Source organism: Dictyobacter formicarum, assembly GCF_016587435.1.
Genome location: NZ_BNJJ01000014.1, coordinates 229889 through 250180, shown reverse-complemented (window position 1 = coordinate 250180; position 20292 = coordinate 229889). Strand labels below are relative to the sequence as shown.

At 50.2% G+C, this 20292-nt stretch carries 19 protein-coding genes; 7 read left to right on the top strand and 12 right to left on the bottom strand.

What is annotated here, in order from left to right:
* The 7 genes from JMI88_RS24230 to JMI88_RS24200 form a co-directional block, all read right to left on the bottom strand.
* Positions 1-483, bottom strand: a 483-nt coding sequence (locus JMI88_RS24230) for a VOC family protein (RefSeq protein ID WP_201364543.1), incomplete at its 3' end; no start/stop codon positions are given.
* Between the two features lie 105 nt (positions 484-588).
* Complete coding sequence (locus tag JMI88_RS24225; protein WP_201364542.1) at positions 589-1275, bottom strand: hypothetical protein; 687 nt, start codon at positions 1273-1275, stop codon at positions 589-591.
* Positions 1276-2146: 871 nt separating this feature from the next.
* Positions 2147-2494 (bottom strand): cell division topological specificity factor MinE, encoded by a 348-nt coding sequence (gene minE / locus JMI88_RS24220; RefSeq protein WP_201364541.1) that lies wholly within the window; start codon positions 2492-2494, stop codon positions 2147-2149.
* 13 nt (positions 2495-2507) lie between these two features.
* Complete coding sequence (gene minD / locus JMI88_RS24215) at positions 2508-3344, bottom strand: septum site-determining protein MinD (RefSeq protein WP_201364540.1); 837 nt, start codon at positions 3342-3344, stop codon at positions 2508-2510.
* 124 nt (positions 3345-3468) lie between these two features.
* Positions 3469-4215, bottom strand: coding sequence for a septum site-determining protein MinC (gene minC / locus JMI88_RS24210; protein ID WP_201364539.1), 747 nt, complete (start codon positions 4213-4215; stop codon positions 3469-3471).
* A gap of 341 nt (positions 4216-4556) precedes the next feature.
* Entirely contained in the window at positions 4557-5684 is a 1128-nt protein-coding gene (locus JMI88_RS24205; RefSeq protein WP_201364538.1) for a hypothetical protein, read from the bottom strand.
* On the bottom strand, positions 5677-6276 hold the full coding sequence (locus JMI88_RS24200; RefSeq protein WP_201364537.1) for an RNA polymerase sigma factor: 600 nt from the start codon (positions 6274-6276) through the stop codon (positions 5677-5679). The genes JMI88_RS24205 and JMI88_RS24200 overlap by 8 nt, the downstream gene beginning before the upstream one ends.
* A 324-nt stretch (positions 6277-6600) precedes the next feature.
* Between JMI88_RS24200 and JMI88_RS24195 the strand changes: the two genes are divergently transcribed.
* Both JMI88_RS24195 and JMI88_RS24190 read left to right on the top strand, forming a co-directional pair.
* A complete protein-coding gene (locus JMI88_RS24195) occupies positions 6601-7671 on the top strand; it encodes a phosphotransferase (protein ID WP_308438861.1) in 1071 nt (356 codons plus the stop codon).
* A 116-nt stretch (positions 7672-7787) separates the two neighbouring features.
* Positions 7788-8606 (top strand): aldose epimerase family protein, encoded by an 819-nt coding sequence (locus JMI88_RS24190; protein ID WP_201364535.1) that lies wholly within the window; start codon positions 7788-7790, stop codon positions 8604-8606.
* Positions 8607-8668: 62 nt separating this feature from the next.
* On the opposite strand, the gene JMI88_RS24185 is transcribed toward JMI88_RS24190, so the two are convergent.
* Positions 8669-8920 (bottom strand): hypothetical protein, encoded by a 252-nt coding sequence (locus JMI88_RS24185; RefSeq protein ID WP_201364534.1) that lies wholly within the window; start codon positions 8918-8920, stop codon positions 8669-8671.
* A gap of 422 nt (positions 8921-9342) precedes the next feature.
* Here JMI88_RS24185 and JMI88_RS24180 point away from each other — a divergent pair, with 422 nt between their 5' ends.
* Complete coding sequence (locus JMI88_RS24180) at positions 9343-11733, top strand: protein kinase domain-containing protein (RefSeq protein ID WP_201364533.1); 2391 nt, start codon at positions 9343-9345, stop codon at positions 11731-11733.
* Positions 11734-11749: 16 nt separating this feature from the next.
* Here JMI88_RS24180 and JMI88_RS24175 read toward each other — a convergent pair whose 3' ends face one another.
* Positions 11750-12517 carry a hydroxypyruvate isomerase family protein gene (locus JMI88_RS24175; RefSeq protein ID WP_201364532.1) on the bottom strand — a complete coding sequence of 256 codons (768 nt, stop codon included), beginning with the start codon at positions 12515-12517 and terminating at the stop codon, positions 11750-11752.
* Positions 12518-12884: 367 nt separating this feature from the next.
* Here JMI88_RS24175 and JMI88_RS24170 point away from each other — a divergent pair, with 367 nt between their 5' ends.
* The 4 genes from JMI88_RS24170 (at position 12885) to JMI88_RS24155 (ending at position 17297) form a co-directional block, all read left to right on the top strand.
* Positions 12885-14237, top strand: a complete 1353-nt coding sequence (locus tag JMI88_RS24170) for a transposase (protein WP_201361374.1) — start codon at positions 12885-12887, stop codon at positions 14235-14237.
* A gap of 555 nt (positions 14238-14792) precedes the next feature.
* The gene (locus JMI88_RS24165) at positions 14793-15539 is read left to right on the top strand and encodes a sugar phosphate isomerase/epimerase family protein (protein ID WP_201364531.1); all 747 of its coding nucleotides are present in this window, start codon (positions 14793-14795) and stop codon (positions 15537-15539) included.
* 170 nt (positions 15540-15709) lie between these two features.
* Positions 15710-16051: a hypothetical protein gene (locus JMI88_RS24160; protein ID WP_201364530.1), complete on the top strand. Its 342-nt coding sequence runs from the start codon at positions 15710-15712 to the stop codon at positions 16049-16051.
* Complete coding sequence (locus JMI88_RS24155) at positions 16026-17297, top strand: M48 family metallopeptidase (RefSeq protein ID WP_268906009.1); 1272 nt, start codon at positions 16026-16028, stop codon at positions 17295-17297. Before JMI88_RS24160 ends, JMI88_RS24155 begins: the two co-directional genes overlap by 26 nt.
* Here JMI88_RS24155 and JMI88_RS24150 read toward each other — a convergent pair.
* The 3 genes from JMI88_RS24150 to JMI88_RS24140 all read right to left on the bottom strand — a co-directional run bounded on the left by JMI88_RS24150 (position 17261) and on the right by JMI88_RS24140 (position 19920).
* The gene (locus JMI88_RS24150) at positions 17261-18340 is read right to left on the bottom strand and encodes an LLM class flavin-dependent oxidoreductase (RefSeq protein ID WP_201364528.1); all 1080 of its coding nucleotides are present in this window, start codon (positions 18338-18340) and stop codon (positions 17261-17263) included. The two genes, JMI88_RS24155 and JMI88_RS24150, sit on opposite strands and share 37 nt — an antisense overlap.
* A 96-nt stretch (positions 18341-18436) precedes the next feature.
* A complete protein-coding gene (locus tag JMI88_RS24145) occupies positions 18437-19264 on the bottom strand; it encodes a phosphate/phosphite/phosphonate ABC transporter substrate-binding protein (protein ID WP_201364527.1) in 828 nt (275 codons plus the stop codon).
* A 20-nt stretch (positions 19265-19284) separates the two neighbouring features.
* The gene (locus tag JMI88_RS24140; protein WP_201364526.1) at positions 19285-19920 is read right to left on the bottom strand and encodes a hypothetical protein; all 636 of its coding nucleotides are present in this window, start codon (positions 19918-19920) and stop codon (positions 19285-19287) included.
* Between the last annotated feature and the right edge of the window lie 372 nt (positions 19921-20292).

Below are 20292 nucleotides of genomic sequence, written 5' to 3'. Positions count from 1 at the left end.
TGAGGAACGCCCACCGAATGAAGCTAAGAAATCATCGGGCCTGGCAGCAATCTCAATCCGGTTGCCATCTGGATCATTAAACCAGAGCGTATCTCCCAGTTCGGCATCACCATCGCGCGGCTCCAGATTTAGATCGACACCGGTCATCTTAAGGCGAGCAGCCAGCGCGGCCAATTCAGCATCGCTATCAACTTCAAAAGACAGATGATGGAGAGGCGTTCGCTGCACAGGGCGGCGACCATTGGTGGGCGCGGAACGGTTATCGTTGAAAAATCCCACACTATGGGACTCTTCACCCAATCCTAAAAATATATTTGCCTCGTTTGATTCGCTATCCTCATCTGTAACACTCTCAGATGTTGAGCGCACATCCAGCCCAAGGACTTGATGGTAGAAGCGTGCCTGCGCTGACACGTCTGTCGTCCATACACCAACGTGTGCCAGGCGCTTTACCTTAACCTTTTGTATCTGCTGGTTGCTCATTGGAGCCTCCTCACCTATCTGCTGATACTCGCACAAAACCTGCCTGCTATCATACTTCGCTGGTGCTTGCAGGTCAACAAAATACCCGAAGGTCATGCGTTCGGCTTATTCGGATGCAGTAGTATCTTTGCTGTGTGTGTTCACATTCCGCATCCTGGTGATCGATCCGCTGGTTTGGGACTTGATATCGAGAAAATGTTTGATATTTGTGGATGATAGATCAATCGTCTCTAACACACGCACCAATGGAGTGGACGGCATGGGCGTATCAGGGAAGCTAAACAGGGAGGGCACCTGTGTCTGAGGAATGCTCTGACTATGGCTTAAGGCTTTCAATGGCTGGCTCGGCTGGGAAGCAGGAATGCTGGTAAAGGATGATTTGGCAGCAGGCATAAATTGCTTGGTCGGATGCTGTGAACTCCGTTTTTGTTCGATACGTAAATAATCAATAATAGCGGTTGTTAGCACACATAAACTTGCGAACAAAACAAAAGTCATCCAGTGAGCGAGCAGCATGGCCCAATCGTAAATAGCGGACAGCACAAAAGCGATACCGATACAGACGAACACAAAACCACCCTGCACCAGCCGGTTAAACGTCAGGTAGCGGGATACAAGGTACAGAGTTTGAATGCGCAATAGACCAAGCATATCGATCCAGCTAATACCAGTCATAATGATTAAACGGCGCTGTTGAGCGGCTCGATTTGTATGAACATAACATTGGGCAGTTATGGGCCAGATGGCCTTGCTGGCACCGCGATGCAGTTGATAGAGACTGCTTTTACGCATACGCTGCTTCCTTGGCTCTCGAATACCCCTACTTACCACTATATACCTCGGTAATAATGACTGAAGCATAGTGACAATTCCTTTGATTGATCCCCAGAATCCTTTTGATTATTGCGATCAGATTGATAGTTTTGCGCGCTCTTCTACTATACATCGTGCATAGCTGTATAAAGCTCATTCTATTGTCGCTATGGGATTAACTTCCTATCGCGTCAATGAAGTGCCGGCATACACCGGCAGTCTCCAGCACCAGGTACGAAACGTATAGCCTGCGCATTCGACCCGGATTGGGATACTCAAGCGTTGTACTGCTGCACATAGAAGCCTTTTGTTGTGATAACGCCACCACCAAACCACCACATCAAATCCGCAGTCTTCGTGGCAAGTAGCTTTATTGAAGCTGAACTTCTCCCACCACCACACAACAGCAACTAACAATGAGAAGTTTCATCTCCGGGCCATCTCGCAAGAAAACCGGCTATCCGACAACGTAAGGTTCGACTGTACGCATATACAACAAGCCTATCTCCTGTACGGCTACAACGTCTCTATCCCGGCACTTCATTAACGCGCTAGTTTCATAAGTAAAGGGAACATGCTATTTATACATTGATGGAAGGAAACTATGATAACCATAGCATCTATTATATACGACAACAAGTAAAATAAAAGTTAAAAAGATATAAGGATTATGTTAAGGAGTTAGCGTTCAGTGAGCAGATTCTTAACCTTTTATAGACTTATCGTGCTATGATCATATATAAAGGATATAATATGCAGATGTAACGGGGATTGTGGGGCAAGAAGATGAGGAGCATCCTAACAAAAGGGTGCCCTCATATAGGAGTTGCGCTGTCAATGAGTAACCTGCTTATTTGTGTTCATTATCCGAGGTATCCACATGGACAATACCACGAATGACATTTGAGTTAGGGGTATGAGAAGGAGGATCCCACTCAAAAGTAATTTTTTCGCGTCTGATCGGCATATTGGCCAGCAGTTTTTCTGCGCCGCCTTCATGTGCCAGATTAACCTGCATCTGGTCTTCATCGATCGCCAGGCGACGTGAGACGACCGAAAGGATCTCCTCACGTATAACCTCTAGCAGTTCCGGATTGAGCTTCAGGCGGTCGTGTGCCAGTACCACTTTTAAGCGCTCCTTGGCAACCTCACCAGGCGTTGGCTTTTTCTTGCCAACCATAAATTCAAAAACACCCATTGTTTGCTCCCTATTAAGAAGACTGCGAACGCACAGGCCTCTCACCCAATGCAGGACCAAATCCCATTAAGCGCCGTAATCGTTCCAGCAGGGAGGGAGATTCTACCAGGTCTTCCAATGGTACCTCTTCTCCCAGGAGGCGCTGGGCGGCATGCGCAAAGGCGCGTCCAGCACGCGTACGCTTATCATAGACAGCAGGCTCGCCTTTATTGGTTGCCACGATAATGGCTTCGTCTTCTGGAATCACTCCCAACAAGTCTATACCCAACACTTCCAGCACATCGGTGACATCCATCATATCGCCACGCTTAACCATCTCCGGTCGCAAACGATTAAGGATCAAGCGAGGCTCTGGCTTACCAGCTGCTTCTACCAGGCCGATAATACGGTCGGCATCACGCACCGAGGCCATTTCAGGGTTAGCGACAATGATGATTTCATCTGCTCCGACAATTGAGTTACGAAAACCTTGCTCAATACCAGCCGGTGAATCAATCACCACAAATTCAAATTCCTGACGTAATTGCTGGCAAAGCTGCTCCATCTGTACGCTATTAACAGCATTCTTATCGCGCGTCTGTGCAGCTGGCAATAAATAAAGCTCCGGCTGGCGCTTATCTTTGATTAGAGCTTGCCGTAAGCGACACTGCCCCTCAACGACATCCACCAGATCATAGACAATGCGATTCTCTAAACCGAGAACGGCATCCAGATTGCGCAATCCAATATCGCCATCAACAACCACAACCTTTTTCCCTTCCATCGCCAGTGCGGTCCCTAAATTCGCAGTCGTTGTTGTTTTACCCACCCCACCTTTACCCGATGTAATGGTGATTACCCGGCTATCCATGCTATACTCCCTCTGAAGAACTTTTCAGGCTGCTGTATTGGCCCATACAGTCTTTTAGTATATCACGAACTTTTGATTGAAGTAGATGTGTATTATCCAACTTCACGAATACAGCATATGCACACTATTTGCGAGGTGCTCGCCCACTTACCCACGTCTCGACAACGATTTGGCCTTGGCGTATAGTAGCGACCTCGGGGCGGGGCTGTGCTTCAAAGCCCTCAGGAGGACGGGAGAGTAGATGCGCAATACGCAATTGGACCGGCGATAACTGTAGAGAACAGACAATGGCATTTTCATTATCTGGATAGCCAGCATGTACCATGCCTCGTAATACACCCCAGACAATAATATCCCCTCCAGCCACAATTTCAGCTCCCGGGTTGACGTCTCCCAGCACAACTATATTGCTGTCATGATGAATGGCCTGCCCCGAACGTACAGTACGTCTGAGAAATAAGGTATCGGCCGATTCACGCCCATCTTTCGCTGCTGAGCCAGCTTCTTTAGGCGCTGGTGTTGGCGTAATCTCTTTAGTCATTGATTCGACCTCTTTAGTTACTATTCCTTCAATAGACGTATCTGGAATGGATAGAGAGATCGTTTTGGGAGCTCGCCGCTTTTCAGCCACAGTTTCGACTGCGGATACAGACATATGATAGTGCGCCAGTAGATCTTCCAATTGCGAGCGCTCGTTGTTGCGCAGTGAACGGTGCGTTGTATCTACCGTGAGAGAGGCTCCCCGAAAAAAAGAAGGCGATTCTGCCAGTCGATTGGCCAGTGCAGAGATCAGATCACTGAAGGGAGTCTCTGGTTCTAGCGTCAAGAGCAAACCGTTGCGGGTACCTTTAATTGCTATATGTCCTGCCACAGACTGGATCTCCTCCTTGTGCAACCTGTCTGTATCTACATATGATCGTGCCGTCGGCGCTTCTTTACCCGAATTATCTCCCATACGTTTTAATCCCCATATGCTTCCGGAAGCTAGATGAATATAATGATACAGTAGTAGAGTAATAAATATTGTACATATGTGTACATACATAAGTACCCTGATATCATACAGTATAAACACCTGACTTTCAAAACACAATAGGTCCTATTTGAGCATACAATCCCGCTGCAGGCGAGATTGTATGCTCAAATATCAGGGGGCGTTTGAAAGCATGCTTTTCGTGCCTACCCCCGTTTGCAAAAGGGCGACCGGATAGCTTATTCAACAGGGAAGCTAAACGTCCAGGAGCCTAACTGAGTCTTTTTCAGAGAATGTTGTTCTATATTCAGGGTATTGGATGAGCCAGAGTCCGCCTTACTTTGGGTTTGAGAACTCGTGGCTGGGCCTTTTACAGGCGCAACTTGCTTGATGGTCAGTGTCCAGTTGCCCTCTGCTTTCGCTGAAATTTGTTCGCCGTAGATGATATGTGCATAAGGATCGGAGGGGCTTGTTTTCATGATAGCAAACGGGAAGTCATACGATTTTGCCACACCGGGTACCCGTAGCTGGCTGGTAGGGATCACTCCATCGGGAAATGGCAGACCTTTCACAAGGAATACCGTACCCGATTTGGCGATAATCGCCTTTTCCAGCGTCAGTGTGACGCCGTTGGAGGTTGCTTGCTGACCTTTGAGTTCCACAACCTTGCCAGCGTGGAATGGGACCGTGAAGGCAATGCTTGATTTTTGCTGACCAACAGCAACATCCAGCACAAGATTCAGCTGCTTTGGACTTCCAGCAATACCAGTAGCATCATAGTGCCAGGCCTGAGCTGCCGTGCTACCGCTATTCCCACTTCCAAAGGCACCCAGTGATAAAGGCAAGTTCTGGCCCTGGCTCGTTCTTAAATGTGCATCTATTGCGCTGTCATTTTTGGTAGTCGAATGCGTTAGAAAACCTATGGTAATGCCAACGCTATCCGCATAAGCCGCTTCAATTTTGACATCAACCCCGTTAATGGTTCGTGACTGATTGATAGCGGTGTAATCGCTATCGTAGACAGTTTGATTGGTTGAGCTGGTCAAACCCAGGACGTAACGTACTTGAGGCGAGAATGTAAAGGCAGAAGCACTGGCGATAGCGATCATAGCAAACACCAGGGCAAGGGCCGTACCCATACTGAATGAAAGCTTGTATGCGGGCCTGAAATGACGCGGCATGGCGGGCGCACGCTTTGCCAATGTCGCTTCGATGTAGCGGGCCCGCGTCGTTGACCAGCTCATCCATTTGGGGGCCTCAGACCTGGTGTATGCGGCATCCAGATCACTGATCAGCTCACGTATAGCTGGATGGTTTTCTCCTTCCAACAGGTCAGAGTAGCGCTGCTGCAGATCGTATTTATTCATACTGGCTGTAACCTTCCTTCAGAGTATGGAGAATGCGGGAGAGTTGTTTTTTTACGGAGGCTGGACTCTTTCCGAGTACAGCGGCAATCTCAGTCGAACTTAGACCGGCCGCAAAGCGTAGCATGAGCAGTTCGCGTTGCGAGGTTTTTAATTTTTCGAACAGCACCTCGACACGCTTTAATCGCTCCTGCTGCAGCAATACGCCTTCAGGGTCCTCCTCACCTTGAGGATGCAGCGCTTCTGGTAAGAGATCCCATGAAACCGTGATGCGCTCTTTGCGCTGCTTCTGACGAATCGTATAGAGAGCGATACGAAAGAGCCAGGCGACAAAAGGGATTCCTCGCGACTTATAGCGAGGCAAGGCATGCAAGGCATTCAGAAACGTCTGCTGCGTCAGATCTGCTGCGTCATCCTCATTACGGATGCGTGTTCGCGTATAGCGATATACCTGCTGAGCATACCTCTCATAGAGAGGGGCGAATGCTTGCGCGTTCGCTTTGGCCGCCTCTATAAGCTCTAGCTCAGAGATGTCCACTTCATCCGTCACACCTTGACGCTGAAGATGCGAAGGCAATACAAGAAGTATATTCAAATTTCAGTTCCTCTATGTACTACTAGTAGGGATGGTTTTCAAAGGTCTTTCATCGCGATGTCATACATACTATGTCGCGCCGCGGCAAAAGGGGACATTTTTCTTTTCTTTGTGTGCCTTCAGCCACTGACGATTCGCGCCTTCGGCTCTCAAAACATTGTATGTAGTATTGCCAGAACATGCAGTGCGCGCTTCTGGCAATACTACATACAAAAGATATTGGGGGCGTCAGCGCTCCCACTCTGGGCACAATAGAGAAAAGATAGATAGCTTGCGATCAGGCTCAGATATGCGTACAATGCCTGCATGACAATCTTTTGAGAGATATGTGTTTGGCAGGAAAGGAGGGGTCAACTGGAAGAGCTTCTTTTTGGGCCACGCGCTGAGTTAGAACTGGTTCCCGAGCTGCTTGAGCATTATGCACTCGGTACGACGTTTGCGATTCGCGATCTAGGTGGCACCTACAATTTAAATGCATTGTTGGATACTGAGTCGGGCCAATATGTGCTGCGTATCCATCGTCCCTGGGTGACGATGCGACGCCTGTCTTTTGAGCATCAGACGAAGCGCTTGCTGGCAGATGCAGGTTTTCCAGTCGCCCTTCCTGTGGCTGCCCTGAGCGGTGCCGATATTCTGTCCCATGAGCAGCGTCTGATTGAACTTGAGCCTTTTATTTCTAACGATATCCCAACGAAACGCTGGGATTATTTACCGACGATGTTTACGCTGCTTGGCGATGTCCATGCTTTTCTGGAAAAGCACCTCTCTCCATCTAGCATTGTTCCTCCCGCTGTCGATAATTATGCAACGCCGATCCAGATGATGGAATGGATCGAGAGAACGGCCTCTCTCATCGAGAGTTCACAGTCAGGGTATAAAATAGGAGAGGTGCAGCAGGCCAGTGAAATCTGCCATGTGGTCTTGCAAATGCTCTCTCAGCAATTGCCGTGGTGGTACGATGAGGGCCAGTATTTACCGCGCCAGCCAACCCATGGAGATTATCGTACGGGCAATGTGCTTTTCCGCGCGGGCAACGTAGTTGGATTGCTGGATTTCGATTTCCTGGATCTGCGTGAACGTATTTTTGATCTGGCATACGCGATCTATTGGATCTTCTGGCAACAAGAGGATGTGCGCTATCCAGAACTGGCTCCCTGGCCACGCGTGCGTACATTATTAGAGGCTTACAATCAGGCTACCGATCTACCTTTGTTGCGCGAGGAGATACAAGCTCTACCGCTAGAGCTGATTCGCGTGCCATTGTATTGGATCGCTGAAGCTGGTTTTCTATCCGATCCCGTACGTGCTGTTTTACAGCAGACGGATGCGATTGCCTACGCCCTGCGCCTCTTCCAGCAGCAGGATGCCCTGGCCAAAGCTTTTGCACTTGCCTAGAGGCTAGCAGTATAGTAAGCCTGTACACCGATTCGGTGACAGGGGCACACGGCCTGCTCGTTGGTATAAAGAGAAACAGATACTATTATTTACATATAATTGGAGTAGACAACATTATGGCATTTACACAATTTCCGATGCAGCGCGAAATCGTGCTCACCGCTGGCGATACAAAAGTGGGAGTGATACCAGAGATTAGCCTGGTCTCACATTTCCAGGTAGGAAACTGGCAGGTGCTCTATCGGGCCAGTGAGACCGGGAACATTAAACGCTGGGGAATGCCTTTGATGATTCCTAATTTTTCGCGCTTGAAACAGGGAATCTTTCAAGAGAAAGGCACGATCCTGCCCATCCATGGCTTTGGGCGCAATCTGCCCTGGACGGTGTTGCAGCAGGATGCCTCTAGCATAACGATTCAACTCACTAGCAACGAACAGACGCGTCCGCAGTACCCCTATGAGTTTACGTTTACAGCCCATATCGTTGCCGGAGAGGGTACCTTGACCTATACCCTGACAATGGAGAACCGCAGTGATGAAGTCATGCCGATTGCTCCTGGCTTCCATCCCTACTTTGCGGTTTCCCAGAAGGACAAATCTGATATTACCATTGAAGGATTACCTAAAGTAGATCCACATACTATTCAATGGGCAATCCGACCGCCAGATCAGCCGAATCCTTTTCCCCATAGCGTCACGATACATATGCCACATGAAGGGATCTTAACCATCTCAGAACAGCCCGTCGATGGTCATTATTCGCTCTCCACGATGCAGGTCTGGTCCGAGCCTTCGACCGCTCCCGACCACGATTTTGTCTGCTTTGAGCCCGTGGTGACCAGCGAAGATGGCCTCAATCGTCCCGCTGATCGCCTCAACATCGCCCCGCATAGCTCTCAACAGATTATCCTGCGCCTGAGTGCCAAACCTTATTGATCAGAGCGAAGAAGCCAGCCACTCACATAGAAAGTGGCTGGCTTCTTCACAAAAAACTGTTGTTAGCATGATCGTCGCTGCGTCCAACGCTTTTTATAAAACGTATAGGCCCGGGCTTCGTTAGCGGCCGTGTCCAGCACACATTCTTGCCACTCAGCTTCTATACCCTGTGCGCGCAACGTTCTAATAGCGACATTAATCAAAGCAGTATCCTGGTTGATGTTCACACCATCCAATTGTTCGTCGCTCAACGTCCCTTCGTGCTCAACATCTTGCGCTTGCTTTTTACCACGCAATATATAGTGAATAGACATTTCTCATCTCCAATACTCTCGTGCCACCAGGCCTATCCTCTTTAATGCCAGAAAAAGCTTTGACTATATATATTTTCAGTATAGACAGATAGTTGGTTGTTAGCACTCATCTAAACAGATCAAATCTGGCCCCCATCATAACATAGTCTCGCTCCCACATACAGCAGACATCAGTACTATGACTTTTGCTGGTTCAAAAGCGCTTAAACTGAAGATTTTTGCTCTATGAATATGTGTGAATGCGCCAGGGCTATAATAGATATAGAAGCATTGTTTTTAATAAGACGTGTTGATTTACGCTTTATGATGCATCCATAACGTTAAGAAGATATGGCTGGGCGTCGACTATATTCCTTAGCTACTATACATCGAAAGCAACTTCTGTGTCGGCAGGTAGTAAGTGAAAGGGGAGCTGGGTCGCGATGATACCTTCGGAAGAACCACAGGTGGTAGAGGATGATCAGTTTGTTGGGCACGTATTACACGATGGTGAATATCGCATCAAGCGTTTATTAGGACAAGATGCAATCAGCAAAGTATACCTGGCGGCGCATGCTACTCTGGCGACTCCACTTGCTCTCAAGCAGGTACAGGCCGACCAGGCATTACCCGAGAGTGTGGTGGCTGAGTTGGATTATATTCTGCATGGCGGAGATATATCTCGTCCCCCCTCCACCAGGACGGATGCGCAAGAGACGTTTTTCCCGGTTAGCGGTGGGACAAACACTGATCTTTTCCTGCGTGAGGCGCTACTGATGGCGCGTTTACAGCATCCGGTCTTGCCAACCCTGTATGACTACTTCGCTGAAGATGGCTACTGGTACCTGGTAATGAATTATGTACCAGGCCATACGCTACGCCAGCGGCTACAGGATAAAGAAGCATTACCTCCTCTGGAGGCGTTAAGCTATAGTATGCAGTTGTGCGATGTATTGGATTACCTCCATCACCAGCAGCCTCCACTGATTTATTGCGCCCTGCAACCAGAAAACATTATACTGCTGCCAGATAAATCCTCAATGCTCATCAATTTAGCCAACGCGCGTTATTTTAAGGAGCCACCCTCTTTCAGTGAGGAAGAGCCAGGCACACACACAAAATATACGGCTCCTGAGTTTGCGCCAAACGGCGCCTCTATCGATGTACGCGCCGACATTTACAGCCTGGGCATGATCCTGCAAGAGATGATTCTGGGCTCCCACACACAGGCTGACCATGAGCGTGAGTATCCAACTATGCCTGTCTCCACTATGCTCAATGGCATTATCAAGCTGGCCACGCAGGCTGATCCATGTGAGCGTTATCAGTCAGCGCAAGTTTTGTTTCTGGCGCTGGAGCGCGCCTACCGGATCGAGGAGCGCTTGAACTATCAGCGCCAGCTGTTTGGACAATCGTTACAAAGCGATAAAGTCAGGTTACATGCGGAGCAACGGCCAGAGCGACCGGGGCCGGACATAGAAATGGGATCGGGCAAACATAATAACGATGAAACTGAGGTCGTTTCCAGTACCCACGATCTTGAACAAAGGCGGGCGGATCGTGAGTTGTTACAACAGATGCGGCGCGAGCGCGTGGCCCATGATCAAATGGAGCAGCATTTTGCTTCGGTAGATGAAAGTCTGCAGCGCCGGTCAAGTATGAGTCTCTCGCAACTTTCTTTACATACATTGCAGGAACCATCACGCCAGATGGGCAAACCGTCGCTGGCCCGCACGTTTCGGCGCTTTATTCAGGTCAGCTTTGGACTGGCGCTGGTACTCTTTGTGGTCATGGCTTCACTACTACTCTATGCACGCCTGCAGCCAGCAAAAGAACAAGCCCCGATCGGCCCTACGCCTGCTGCGCGCCCCACCAACCCACAGTCAGGAACCACGACCAATACCTGGCTTCGCCTTCCCTCATTGCTCAATCCAGAAGCCGATACCGCTGCGGTCTATGTTGAGGAGCATGGTCGTCCTTACGTCTATATGAATGGCGCCTATCGCGGTTCCCAACATCCCTTCTATGACCATGCACTATATCGTTATGATGTGAATGCAAGCCGCTGGGAAGTAGCTCAAAATAATTTCCCGGGTATGGTCAATAATGCGGCCGCCGTAGACGAACGAAATACAATCTTTTTTACAGTTGGCTATTCGTCTGATAGCTATAATGTGTCTTCATTGCTCTACACCTACCAGCCCGAAACGTCACAGATGAAGAAGATTGTGCCACCTGACCAGATCACCATTGGCTTTGCCGGCACACTGTTTGCGGATCAGCAAGGCCATCTCTATCTTACGCAGGGCTTTAGCCGTCCAGGTGATAGACATGCTCAGGCGGGAACAGGTTGGTATCGCTATGATATCGCGACCTCCCACTGGCAGCGCCTGGCTAACCTGCCCGTAGGACTGGGATATGTGGTTATTAGCAGCGATGAGCAGGGACACTTGCTCATCTTCGGTGGCTCGACAGATGCGGGCCAGCAACAACAGACCAATAGCATTTATAGCTACGATATCACCCACAATAGCTGGACCCAGGCTACCACCAGCCTACCCCAGACCATTAGCGGGGCTTCGGGTTGTACCGTCGTGCCCGGTAAGCTAGCTTTAATCGGAGGCTTTGATAAAGCGCAGCAACGGGGCAAAGATAGCAGCTGGCTGATCGATATACAGACGCTGCAAACGCAGCCATTGATCCCCTTTACGGCTGGTGGATCAGTACTGGGAGCCAGCGCTTGCGATGGACAGGGCCATGCCTTTGTTGTGCGTGGGGCAGATGATCCTCAACTGCCCACACGTGACTTCTGGCGATTGCAGGTACACTACTAGTCGCCAGTAGTGACAATCATCCTTCTTCCTTGCTCTGCTCGCAGTCAGCAAAAGCTACCCGCAAAGCCTGCAAAGGATCACCTTTGGGGATAAACTCGTGAGCAATATAGCCGCTATAACCAGTGGCGCGAATGGCCTGGTAGATCGGGGGATAATAGATCTCCTGTGTCTCATCGATGTCATGGCGGCCGGGATTGCCAGCGGTATGATAGTGGGCAAAATAGGGATGATACTGCTGAATAGTACGAATGAGATCGCCTTCCATGATCTGCATATGATAAATATCATAGAGCAGCTTGACGTTGGGCGAATTAACCAGGTCGCATACGCGCACACCCCAGGCCGTTTTATCGCATTGATAATCTGGATGATCCACTTTACTGTTCAGCAGCTCAACAATCAGGGTAACATTGGCCTCTTCAGCGGCCTTAGCCACACGCCGTAGCCCTTCAGCAGTATTCTCGGCCCCCTCTTCATCTGATAGACCGTCCCGACTGCCACTGAAACAGATCAGAGTCGGGATATCCCACTCCTTTGCCAGTTCAAGCTTAGCCAGAATCTCTTGCTCGATGCGCTCATGCTGATCCCGCCGATTCAATCCATTTTCAATCGAGTCATGGCCTCTAAACGACGCAATACGCAACCCATGCTCTCTGGCCAGGGACCAGTATTGCTGATCAATCAAATCCACGCCCTGATAGCCAATCTCAGCAGCTGTGCGCAACAGTTTATCAGGCGCCAGTCCCGCTCGCGCATAACACCACCAGGCAAACGACTGTTTCATAGCATATCCCTTCCTTGTCAATATGTGACTGCACAAAATAAGGAACCAGACAATTCTTACTACAAAAAAAATGAGGAGTACGACTTTGTACGTACTCTCTTTTATTGTACCCTATTTTGCTGCCCCCGAACGAAAGCCCTGTGTGTAAGCAGGGCCTTCCAATGCTAGAGCAGGGGTGCAGGGGGACGGCCGTCCTTACAGGTATAGGTTTTTTGGATTCGCGCCAGGCAAGCAGGGATGCAAGGGGCGGTCAGCCCATAGGTGCGAACGTAAGCACAATAGTACTTGAACAACGAAAAAAAGAGGCCAAACACGGTCTTTCTCTGGTATCGTTACAAAAACCAAAACGTGACGAAGGAGAAAAACCATGTCAAGCCGACCCCATCATACGCAAAAATGTCTGACAGAGCAATCCCTGGGCCAGATGGATGATGCCCAATGGCAAGAGATCATTGCCCTTTTACCGCCGGACGTCAATGAGCAAGCCTTCATCCATCACGCTTTTACACGCGCCAATGGATTGCGGTGCCCAACCGATTTGCTGCGTGGCATTTTTGCCTATGTGTTTTGCCTGGGTTCTTTCCGTGAGGTCGGAACCTGGTCAGTGAGCACGGGACTCAGTACCAATGGAGCCCGTTCGTGGGCCAAACGGACACGTCAATCCTCCAGTTGGTTGCTTGCGATCGTGCAAACGCTGTTGGTGTCCACTCAGCCAGAGGAGGTACTGGATCTGCCCAAGGACTTCACCGGACGAATCCGTCTGGTAGATGCCACCCATCTCCGCACCTGGAAACGCTCGGGAGAAAGTCGCCGTTTGCACTGCAGTTATGATCTGCTTGGCAAACGGTTAGACCAGGTTCTGTTGACGGATCACCATGTAGGCGAAGGGCTCAAACACTTCCATGGACATCGTGGAGACATCTTTGTCGGTGACAGTGCCTATTGTCGTCGCCAAGCGATCCTCGATCAACTGGATGAAGGGGTCGATGTCGTGACCCGTTTGCATTGGTCCACTATGCCGTTGCTTGAGGCCGACGGCCAGACGCCATTTGATCTCTCTGGCTGGCTGAGCCAATTGGAGCCAACCGGCAAGGGAGAAGCCAGCGTCGTGTTCCAGGTGCGGAAGCGTCAGCAGCCTATGCGCCTGCTGGCGGTTCATCTGAGCCCTGAGGCGGCCAAACGAGCGCACAGCAAGCGCAAGGCCAAGGCACGCAAGAATGGGAGCACCAACCAGGCATTGACGATCCAGATCGCTGATTGGTTGGTGGTGCTCACGTCTCTGCCCGCAGATCATTGGTCAGCAGAGCAGGTGCTGATGCTGTATCGCACGCGCTGGCAGATAGAACTGCTCTTCAAGCGCATCAAGCAACTGGTGCGTTTGCACCGATTGCGCAGTGAACACTTCCAAAGCAATCAAGCGGTCTTGGCTGCCATGATGGTAGGCTGGATCTTACTGGAACAGCAAGTCAGCCAAGTGCGTCGTGCATTGCCAAGCAAGCCGACAAAGCACGCAGCCGGACCAGTGAGTACCTGGGCGATATGTGCTCTGCTCGCTCAAAGCCTACGCACAATGATCGTGGGCACTTGGACGTGGTCGCAGATTCGAGCGTCACTGTCACAGTTGCACCCTGTGCTGATGTATCATCCACAAAACCGCGTACATCAGGAATCAGAGACGGTCACGCAACTGGCCCAGACGCTGTATCTCTCATCCTTATGAGGTCTCTTTCGTTGATTCAATTGTTCATGTACTGCTTACGTTCGCACCTATGGGGCGGTCAGCCCCTTGACTGGGGGTTTGGCGAGCATGCCGGGGGCATGATCAAGCTGTGCCCCCAACTCCTCCTCTCCTCATGCCGCCCTGCGGGCGGCATCAAGGGGCCTCAGGGGCGTAGCCCCTGCAAAACCTATACCTGTAAGGACGGCCGTCCCCTTGCCGGGGTGTGGGCGAGCATGCTGGGAGCATGATCAAGTTCCCCACAACCTCCTTCCCCTCTCCGCCGCCGCAGGCGGCAAAAACGAGAACCAGAAAGTCCTGAGGTTACATCAAAGCTCCATAGTAAATGGGTGAAAGAAATGTACAATCTTTCGCGAGTACTTCAAAAAATGTAGGACATTTAGTCATTCATTTTGATTCATATGGCAATATTTTTACGCAAATATGATTAACCTACGAAAGGGACCATTGTTCATTCCAAAGGTGGTATACTTAGGGTAAGTTGGGGCAACGATGAGCCTTACATCACCTATTCATCATCAGTAGTAGGGAGTTTTCATGACTGACACTATAGCATTGCAGTTGTATACCGTACGTGATGAGACTGCTAAAAACTTTAAAGAGACGCTGCGCGCTGTTGCGGAGATTGGTTATCCTGGCGTTGAGTTCGCTGGCTATGGAGATTTTAGCTCGAAAGAACTGGCCGCGATCCTCGCCGATTTTGGCTTAAAGACGGTCGGCAGCCATGTGGGGTTAGGTCAGGTTGAGCAAGACGTCCAGCGTGAAATTGATTACTGCCTGGAAATCGGCAGTCCTTATTTAATTATTCCGTGGATCAACAAAGATCTGCTGACACAAGAAGAGTCTTTTAAAAAATTCGCTGATCAGTTGAATGAGTATGGGCAGATTTGTAAGGATCGCGGTTTGACGCTGGCTTACCATAACCACGATTTTGAGTTTGCACAGGTCAATGGCCAGTCGCTTCTCGACCGGTTAATTGCCTCTACAGATGCTAACCTGGTTAAATTCGAATTGGATACGTTCTGGACCGCATTTGCCGGGGTCGATCCGATCGCGTTTATCAATAAGCACAGTAGTCGCATCGCCACCCTGCATCTGAAAGATATGACACCAGATCGTAAGTTTACCGAGGTTGGCGCGGGCACGCTGGATATTGCTGGCTATATCGAAGCCGGTCAAGCCGCTGGTGCCACAGCTTTTATTGTTGAGAATGACCAGCCCGCCATTCCGTCCCTGGAGAGCGCGCGTCTTTCTTTCGAAGATCTACATCGCAGTTTAACCTAGAATTCTCAGAGGTGCGTCTGGGAGGAGCCTCACGGTCGTGTGGCACTTCCCAGCCCCTCGATCTAATATCCACGCCACAGGATGCGGTTCGCTTGTATGGATCTTTGGTACGATAAGGATGTCATTCCAGTTCCACTGAGTTCTGTTATCCATCAAGAGGAGAGCTTAGCATGACTGACCTGACAGCTGTACCAAACTTTGATGAAGTTACCATCTTTATTAAAGAGCGCGTTGAAGCTATGCGTGTGCCTGCCAGTCAATGGGCCGACCTCGCCCGATTGGCGATTCAAGGGCTACCGCATGATGCCCACCGGCTGGCAGAGCTAGAGAATCGCATCAATGCTATCCGTGCAGAGCTACGTCGCGTTGTAATCGCCGCCTCAGAACACTTCTCAGAAGAACAGCTCAATGATCTCCGCAAGCGCGTCGGCATGAGTAAAACTGCCTGGCGTGCGGCTAAATCGAAGCGTGCCGTTACCATTAAACATGGGTTTTCTCTGGTCATTTATTGAACGTTGCATTTTTACTTTTCACCTTGCCGATCCAAAGGAAGTAACAGGCATGGAAATTGATGTCGAACGACAGCAAAAAGCGCGTGAATATGCCCGCACGCGCCGCCGCATCTCATATATTAGCATGGGAATCGGGGTACTCAGTATCTTGATCGTGCTGGGTGCGGGACTGGACAGGTGGTTCCGCGATCTTATTCAGGAGGCCACTAATTGGCTACCACTTCTGAACTGGCAACCCCAAGCAGATTGGTTTCCCTGGCAGATCATTGTCTATTGCGTATTGATTACAATACTATACGAATTACTGACCTCGCCCTTATCCTATTATTCTGGTTTTGTACTGCCGCATCGCTATGGTATTTCGGTGATGAGCCTGCCCGCCTGGTTACGTGAAGTGGGAATTGGCCTGGGCTTAAATCTGTTGCTGGAAGCGTTTTTTATTTCGCTGGTCTATGCCCTGCTCTCCTTTCAACCACAGCTCTGGTGGCTCTGGGCAGCTCTGGTTATCCTGTTCTTCTCGGTACTGATGGCCAACCTGGCACCTGTCCTGATCTTCCCGCTATTCTATAAATTCACGCCGCTACCGGATGGTGAGCTGGTGCAGCGCCTGCTGAAGCTGGCGGAACAGGCCAATACGCGGGTAAAAGGCGTCTTCTCGATGCGGATGAGCCATAAGACGACCGCCACCAATGCGGCGTTGATGGGTCTGGGCAATACGCGGCGTATTGTGCTGGGAGATACGATGACCGATCGCTATACGATCGATGAGATTGAGGTGGTGCTGGCCCATGAACTGGGGCATCACGTCCACCGCGACATCTGGAAGCTGATTGCCAGTCAAACGGTGTTGATGCTGGTTGGACTCTTTCTGGTCAATGTCGTCTTTCACTGGGTCGTCGATCAGCAACACTACTATCGCTCACTGACCGATCCAGCCACGCTGCCATTCTTCTTTACCCTGCTGGGCGTCTTTAGCTTTATCATTATGCCGCTCAGCAATGGCTATAGCCGCGTGATTGAGTATCAGGCGGATGAGTATGCGCTCACTTCGACGCACAAGATAGAGGCGTTTAAGAGCGCGATGAGGCGCCTGGCCAACCAGAATCTGTCAGAGGTTGAACCGGCGCCCATCATTGAGTTCCTCTTCCACTCGCATCCATCGATCAAGAAACGCTTGCAGCATGCTGACGAGTTTGCGAGCCGCGCAGGCTATACGGCCAGCGCCTCTTTAAGTGCGGAAAGTTGAGCAGCGGCTTCATCGATCGAGCCATCGGGCATGGACAATAATGGTTCGTCCACGCCCATGGCTCCCCAGCTATCTAATTTAGCGGCGCACTCCTGCGCGGTCCCGATAATAGTTGTGGCCTCCAATAAGCGCGGGCTGACTGCCTCTATAGCCGATTTCATGCCTTGCTGCCAGCCAGCCTGAACGGCCTGAACATCCTCTTCAAAGCCATTGCGGCTCAGCATCTGTGCATAATACACGCCCATTTTTCCGATATAATAAGCTAGCGGTGAGGCAGCTTTAAAACGGGCTGCCTGCCACTCTGCTTCGCTGGCTCCATCAGGCAAAATGACGCTGGTAATGTAAGGAGCAATGGCTGCGCTATGGGCCGAGCGGCCAGCGGACAACGAACCGGCATCCAGTTGCTCACGCAGTGATCCCCAGCGTGTAGCAGGCCAGTACACCGGCAGGACACCATCGGCGATTTCGCCTGTTTGAAAAACATTTTTGGGTCCCATGGCCGCGATATAGATCGGCAGATTCGGACGCGTGGCTTTAAAACGCAGCTTAAAGCCGCGCTCCAACTGAAAAATTTCCCCTTTGTGGATCAGCTTATCGCCGCGCAAAATAGTACGGATAATCTCAACATACTCACGTGTACGCTGCAGCGGCTTCTCAAAGGACACGCCATGCCAGTGCTCAATTACCTGTGCTCCCGACGGTCCCAGGCCCAGTAAAATACGGCCACCGGAGCGCTCATCCAGCGTGGCGACCGTGCTGGCAATTACAGCCGGGGTACGCGAATAAATATTGGCGATGCCGGCCCCGATTTTGATCCTCTTAGTAGCCCGCACCAAGTCTGACATCGAAGTAAAAAGTTCATAACCCCAGGACTCGCCCAGCCAGACCGAATCATAGCCCAGTTCATCAGCCAGACGCACCTTCTCTACTACCTGATCCCAGGCGGACGGAAAATTAGGGGAGTCCGCTACCAGGCCAATATGAGAACGATAATCTGGTATATTGTGCTCAGCTCCATTGCCTGTCTCACTCGCAGTCGTCATATCCTCACGTCTGTCCTTCCAGTAGTGTGATTTATGCACAATGCACTCGTGTATACAACCCCTATTATAGCTTATAGAAGCACAACAATGTGGGCGTTATAACATGATATTGACGCGGTGTTGCTCGGCCGCGCGCACACGGGCCAGCATGGCGCGAATATCATTATAATCTTCATCCTGAACGGCTACCAGGCGCTCAATTCCTCCGGCTCGCAGCAAGGCCGACTGCCGAGCATCTTCATGCATGTGGAGCAAGCTATGCTGGATTTGCTGTTTGAGCGGAACCGGCAGGCGCCGCGCGGCTACAATCGGTGGGATCGTTGAAGGACCCAACATATCAATAACGCGAATCTCGGAGGACAATTGTGGGTTTCGTTGCAGAAGGACATCCAGCATATGGGAGTCAATGGCTGTGGCGTCTGCCTGTCCTTGCAGTACCAGTTGCAAGGACTGCAAGTGGGAGCCCGACCTGATGGTTCGTCCAAAATAGCTGGCCGTTTGCTGCCGCTCCAACAGGCTATACTGTACGAGATTATAGCCGGAGTGTGAAGCCTCTTCATTATAGGCCCAGGTCCTTCCACGCAGATCGGCAAAGCTCTTCACAGCGCTCTCGTGCCGCACAACCACGTCCGAAAAATATCGGGGCTGCTGCTGATAACGCTCCGGCAACAACACAGGAGCAGCCAGCAGTTCAACTGGATCCTCTGGAGTAGCCCGCAAGCGTACATAGAGCAGACCACACAGAAAGCCAACGTCGATCTGGCCGGTCTGAAATTCATCCAGGTTATATCCGGCACTGAAAACTATCTCTGTGCCGAGTTGCCGACCAATATAAGCTGCCAGCGCCGCATAGGTTTCCTGTAACAACGACGATAGAAAGTTGGCGCACCGCAGCACAGACACGCCGTGTCCTCCCTCTGACATAAACTATCCTTGTCTATCAGTTAATAAACAAACTCATGCATCTGGAAATTGTTCGTCTCATGCTGAAAAGCATAATGTTTGGTCTTGAGCAACTGTGGGACATTTTTTGATAGCCCTCCAGGAAAAATCCCACTATGAATACGAATCCAATCATAAGTGCGTGGAGCCAGGTGATAGGCCGCATGCTGATGCATATCGATGCCCTTCAAATTCGCTTTCACATCAAGGGTCTGCATCATAACCAGGTTATACCAGCGCCCGGGACGCAGTTCCAGAGATGAATAGGCCAGCAAGCCTGGAATATGCTTGAGCTTTTCAAGCATTTGCCGGTCCACCTGGAAAAGTTCCTCATTCAAAGTATGGTCATTTGTCGGCTGCCGTCCACTGACAAAGCCCACAAATGATAGTGTCTCTTCTGCATGCAGCGCCTCGGGACGGTAGAAAACGATCCGATGCAGGCATAACTGGCGCTCATTGAGTTCATAAACCACCGGGAAATTCATCATGCTGGCCTGGTGTTCCATCGTCAACAGGGTCAAAAGCAACTGGCGTGCCATATGGCGTAATACAATCAAATCAATTCGGCCTTTAGCAACTTTATTGACAGATAATGAATCTATCTTATCCACCCGCACTGGCAAATTGTATTGTAACATCTGATACAATCCTCACTCTATGCTGAATAGCCTGAAAAAGGCTAGTAATAAAAAATCTATAGCTGCAAAAATGATCTCGACCGTAAATGAGGAAAGCAAGCGGTCAGTGTTTTAAAGTAAAAAACAACCGGCAGAGCCCAACACACAAATGTCGTCAGGAAACTTCAAAAGACTGCTTGCAATATGCGCCCTATATTGCTTTAGGTGCGCCTTTACAGCGGAGATGAGTTTAATGGTGCTTAGCAACAGTGAGGACAACACATAGACATAGGCATGGAGGAGCAGAGCAAAAGAGAGGAGGTTGAAAGAATATATGTAGCCGTACGCCGCGAGAATGCCCCGGCAATTACCGGGGATTGTAATGAAGAATAA

Excerpts from the sequence above, each read along its gene's own strand:
- JMI88_RS24225 (WP_201364542.1), bottom strand. The coding sequence starts at position 1,275 with ATGCGTAAAAGCAGTCTCTATCAACTGCATCGCGGTGCCAGCAAGGCC.
- minE (WP_201364541.1), bottom strand. The coding sequence starts at position 2,494 with ATGGGTGTTTTTGAATTTATGGTTGGCAAGAAAAAGCCAACGCCTGGT.
- minD (WP_201364540.1), bottom strand. The coding sequence starts at position 3,344 with ATGGATAGCCGGGTAATCACCATTACATCGGGTAAAGGTGGGGTGGGT.
- JMI88_RS24205 (WP_201364538.1), bottom strand. The coding sequence starts at position 5,684 with ATGAATAAATACGATCTGCAGCAGCGCTACTCTGACCTGTTGGAAGGA.
- JMI88_RS24190 (WP_201364535.1), top strand. The coding sequence starts at position 7,788 with ATGGCATTTACACAATTTCCGATGCAGCGCGAAATCGTGCTCACCGCT.
- JMI88_RS24185 (WP_201364534.1), bottom strand. The coding sequence starts at position 8,920 with ATGTCTATTCACTATATATTGCGTGGTAAAAAGCAAGCGCAAGATGTT.
- JMI88_RS24180 (WP_201364533.1), top strand. The coding sequence starts at position 9,343 with ATGATACCTTCGGAAGAACCACAGGTGGTAGAGGATGATCAGTTTGTT.
- JMI88_RS24175 (WP_201364532.1), bottom strand. The coding sequence starts at position 12,517 with ATGAAACAGTCGTTTGCCTGGTGGTGTTATGCGCGAGCGGGACTGGCG.
- JMI88_RS24170 (WP_201361374.1), top strand. The coding sequence starts at position 12,885 with ATGTCAAGCCGACCCCATCATACGCAAAAATGTCTGACAGAGCAATCC.
- JMI88_RS24165 (WP_201364531.1), top strand. The coding sequence starts at position 14,793 with ATGACTGACACTATAGCATTGCAGTTGTATACCGTACGTGATGAGACT.
- JMI88_RS24160 (WP_201364530.1), top strand. The coding sequence starts at position 15,710 with ATGACTGACCTGACAGCTGTACCAAACTTTGATGAAGTTACCATCTTT.
- JMI88_RS24155 (WP_268906009.1), top strand. The coding sequence starts at position 16,026 with ATGGGTTTTCTCTGGTCATTTATTGAACGTTGCATTTTTACTTTTCAC.
- JMI88_RS24150 (WP_201364528.1), bottom strand. The coding sequence starts at position 18,340 with ATGACGACTGCGAGTGAGACAGGCAATGGAGCTGAGCACAATATACCA.
- JMI88_RS24145 (WP_201364527.1), bottom strand. The coding sequence starts at position 19,264 with ATGTCAGAGGGAGGACACGGCGTGTCTGTGCTGCGGTGCGCCAACTTT.
- JMI88_RS24140 (WP_201364526.1), bottom strand. The coding sequence starts at position 19,920 with ATGTTACAATACAATTTGCCAGTGCGGGTGGATAAGATAGATTCATTA.